The following is a 3,255-nucleotide window of genomic DNA, read 5'->3' on the forward strand; positions in this document are numbered from 1 at the left end:
AGCTCCATCTCTTTGTCTCCATAGTACATGGCAGGATCTATCAAACAAGCGCCTTTTTTTCTCTCAAAAAGTACATTCCCGCTCCACACATCGCCATGCAACAGAGAAGGATCAATATTACGCATATCTATACGTTTATAAAGTTCGCGACATAATCCTTCTAATCGCTCCAGTATCTGTTTAGATATCTTTCCTTCATCATAACAACGTTTTGCCATAGGTATGATTCGCATCTGTCCCAAGAAAAGTGTCCAGTTATATTGGGTCTGCTCATTTTTTTGAGGAAAAGGACCGATGGTGGTATCGTAATAATAGCCGTATATTCTGTTTTCATTGGTGATCGAGTGCAGTGTACTTAAAAGCTTTGCTGCTTCTATCTCTTGGGTGCATTGATCTTGATCGATACTTTTGATATATTCCATCATTAAAAAAGATTCGTTGGCAAAAATCACTTCAGGCACGCGGATCTTAACATCATGAAGGTCATTTAGCATCTTTGCTTCTACAGCTAATTTCTCTCTTTGATCGGAACTCTTTACCACATAAGTCTGACCCTCTACTCTTGCCTTATAAACACCACCTATCTGACCTTGCTGTAAAAGATCTAGCCTTTCTACTTCTTGGCCTAATGCTTCACTAAGTTCTTCTTGCACTCAAATATCCAAGTCATCCCAAAACTCATCAAAATCCAAATTTGTCATGGCATTATCATCATTAATATTTTTTTCCATAAGCTTTTTTTGCTCACTGTCGAAATATTGTTCAAGTGCTTCTTCGATCATGCTATTAACATCTTTGTTAAGCATTTCAGAAAAGAGGTGCAGATTCTCTACGGTTGATTGTTTAAATTCTATTTTTATATGTTGTTCCATGTTGGTATTTTACTGTAAGAAGTCTGTTTTCTTCTTTTTTTCAATGGCAGAATATTTTGATATACTGACAATATAAAAATGATAGTTAAAAAGGGATAGTGTGACTGCAAAAGAATTGATCAAAGAAGCACAGAACATACTTGGAGAATATGAGCTAAGCAGTTCGGACTATTCTGCAGGATCTGTAGCTGCTGCACTTTTAACGACCGATGGGAATGTCTACACGGGCATTAACATTGATGTAGCTTGTGGTATTGGATTTTGTGCTGAACACTCAGCCATCGCTGAAATGCTAAAAAATAGAGAAACGCAGATCGAGATGATCGTTGCTGTAAGCGCTAACGCTATCAGACCACCATGTGGACGATGTAGAGAATTCATGTTTCAAGTCGACACGAAGAATATCAATACAAAAGTGTACCTCTCTACAGAAAAATACATTATATTAGATGCACTACTACCTCACCGTTGGGAAGCCAGCAAAGCATAAATGCAAAGAAAATCTTGATACACTTGCATATGGAACTTACAGATAAAAATTATGAAAACATTATAAAAAACAACGAAAACCCGGTTTTCATAGACTTCTACTCCCCTACCTGTGGACCTTGTCAAATGCTTACTAAACTTATAGATGAAAGACTTGAAACGTATGGTGAGAAAAATGGTGTCCAAGTAGTGAAGTGTGATGTCTCAAGAAATCCGAAACTGGCATCTGCATTCAAGGTACGTTCTGTACCTTTTACTATAGCAGTACTCAAAGATGAAAAACTCAAGTACCCTGAAGTGGGACTAAAACACGAAACCTATTACTTTGAGCTTATAGATAAACTGGCAGGGAAAGGCTCCTTTTTAAGTCGACTCTTTACTTAAACTTTTGGTGTTGGTACCTGTTCTAAGATAATATCTATGATCTCTTCTGGTGTTCTTTTATTGGTAAGCGCATGTTCACTAATGACTAAACGATGGTGAAATACATCATGAATAACAGCACGCACGTCTTCTACACTCATTTCGTCTCTGCGATGCATCCATGCATTTGCCTGGGCACATTGGATAAGTGCCAGAGTAGCTCGGGGGCTTACCCCTACATCGATCATGACTTCAAGTTGTTTACTGTATCGAAGTGGATAACGTGTAGCGAACACGAGTTCGACGATATAATGTCCAACCGTATCACTGAATTTCACTTGTGCCACCTCACGACGTGCAGCAAAGATCATCTCTTGAGATATCTTTTCTTTAGATTCACTCTGAGCAAACCTCTCTTTTTGTATCAACTTGATCATTTGAAATTCTGAATCCATCTTTGGATAGTCGATCTTCACATGCATAAAAAAACGGTCTTTTTGTGCTTCAGACAGAGGAAAGGTTCCCTCTTGTTCAAGAGGGTTCTGTGTTGCCATGACAATGAACAGTTCTGGAAGTTTATGTGTTTGTCCTGCCACAGTCACTTGTTTCTCTTCCATGGCTTCAAGCATGGCTGATTGTATTTTTGCGGGAGCACGGTTTATCTCATCTGCCAAAATAATATTTCCAAAGATAGGTCCTTTATAAAAATGGCGTACTTTTTTTCCATCCTCCACATTTAGCTGTTCGGTACCTGTTACATCTAATGGAAGCAGATCAGGAGTGAACTGTATACGTGAAAATTGACCTTCTATAGCATCTGCCATTGCACGTACAGCCCTTGTCTTTGCAAGTCCTGGCAATCCCTCTACAAGGATATTACCATCAGCAAGCATACTCATAATCAATCTTGAAACAATATGCTCTTGCCCCAAAACCGATGCATTCATTCTATCTTCCAATATTTGTATAGCTTCTCTTGGTGTCATATTAGCCCTTTTACATCATCTTCATATTATCATACCCAAAATCACTTTATCTCCTTCATTGGTTGTACACTGTACACAAATATAAAATTAACAAATAACAAATTATAAAATTACATAAATACTTCAACTAAATTAAAATTAACCACGATATACTTATTATAGTTGCATAGGGAATAAGATCAACTACAATATTTTAAATAAAGGGAAAAGATGAAAAAGATACTTATAAGTCTTGCAGCAGCAAGCGCAGTCTTAACGGCAGGCGGCGATATCGCACCTGTAGAACCAGTAATAGAGACACCGATGGTTGTGGAACAAAGTCCATTCTATCTGGGAATCGGAATTGGTGATGCAAGTGTCAATGATGATGATACATCTGAAGAGTTCAGTGCTACAACACTCATGCTTCAGGCAGGATACCAATACAATGAATATATAGCTCTTGAAGGACGTTATACGTTCGGACTAGATATGGACTATAGTCCTGGTAATACAAACAGTCTAAGCAGTGACTACGATGGTGACTTCTCAAGCTGGGGTCTCTA

The 3,255-nt window shown here is 38.2% G+C and carries 6 protein-coding genes; 3 read left to right on the forward strand and 3 right to left on the reverse strand.

Going from position 1 to position 3,255, the window contains the following annotated elements:
* On the reverse strand, window positions 1-653 hold a 653-nt coding region (locus WBM70_RS09695), incomplete at its 3' end, for a fructosamine kinase family protein (RefSeq protein ID WP_424558310.1).
* Complete coding sequence (locus WBM70_RS09700; RefSeq protein WP_424558311.1) at window positions 654-872, reverse strand: hypothetical protein; 219 nt, start codon at window positions 870-872, stop codon at window positions 654-656.
* Between the two features lie 100 nt (window positions 873-972).
* On the opposite strand from WBM70_RS09700, the gene WBM70_RS09705 reads away from it, so the two are divergent.
* Window positions 973-1,362, forward strand: a complete 390-nt coding sequence (locus WBM70_RS09705; RefSeq protein WP_424558312.1) for a cytidine deaminase family protein — start codon at window positions 973-975, stop codon at window positions 1,360-1,362.
* Between the two features lie 29 nt (window positions 1,363-1,391).
* Window positions 1,392-1,745, forward strand: coding sequence for a thioredoxin family protein (locus WBM70_RS09710; protein WP_424558313.1), 354 nt, complete (start codon window positions 1,392-1,394; stop codon window positions 1,743-1,745).
* Here WBM70_RS09710 and WBM70_RS09715 read toward each other — a convergent pair.
* Window positions 1,742-2,710, reverse strand: a complete 969-nt coding sequence (locus WBM70_RS09715) for an AAA family ATPase (RefSeq protein WP_424558314.1) — start codon at window positions 2,708-2,710, stop codon at window positions 1,742-1,744. The genes WBM70_RS09710 and WBM70_RS09715 overlap by 4 nt on opposite strands.
* Before the next feature lie 210 nt (window positions 2,711-2,920).
* Between WBM70_RS09715 and WBM70_RS09720 the strand changes: the two genes are divergently transcribed.
* Window positions 2,921-3,255: outer membrane beta-barrel protein (locus tag WBM70_RS09720; RefSeq protein WP_424558315.1), on the forward strand; the 335-nt coding region annotated here is incomplete at its 3' end.

The sequence above is a fragment of the Sulfurovum sp. genome (assembly GCF_049668085.1).
Classification (GTDB): domain Bacteria; phylum Campylobacterota; class Campylobacteria; order Campylobacterales; family Sulfurovaceae; genus Sulfurovum.

Coding starts and splice junctions, on each gene's coding strand:
- WBM70_RS09700 (WP_424558311.1), bottom strand. CDS start 872: ATGGAACAACATATAAAAATAGAATTTAAACAATCAACCGTAGAGAAT.
- WBM70_RS09710 (WP_424558313.1), top strand. CDS start 1,392: ATGGAACTTACAGATAAAAATTATGAAAACATTATAAAAAACAACGAA.
- WBM70_RS09715 (WP_424558314.1), bottom strand. CDS start 2,710: ATGACACCAAGAGAAGCTATACAAATATTGGAAGATAGAATGAATGCA.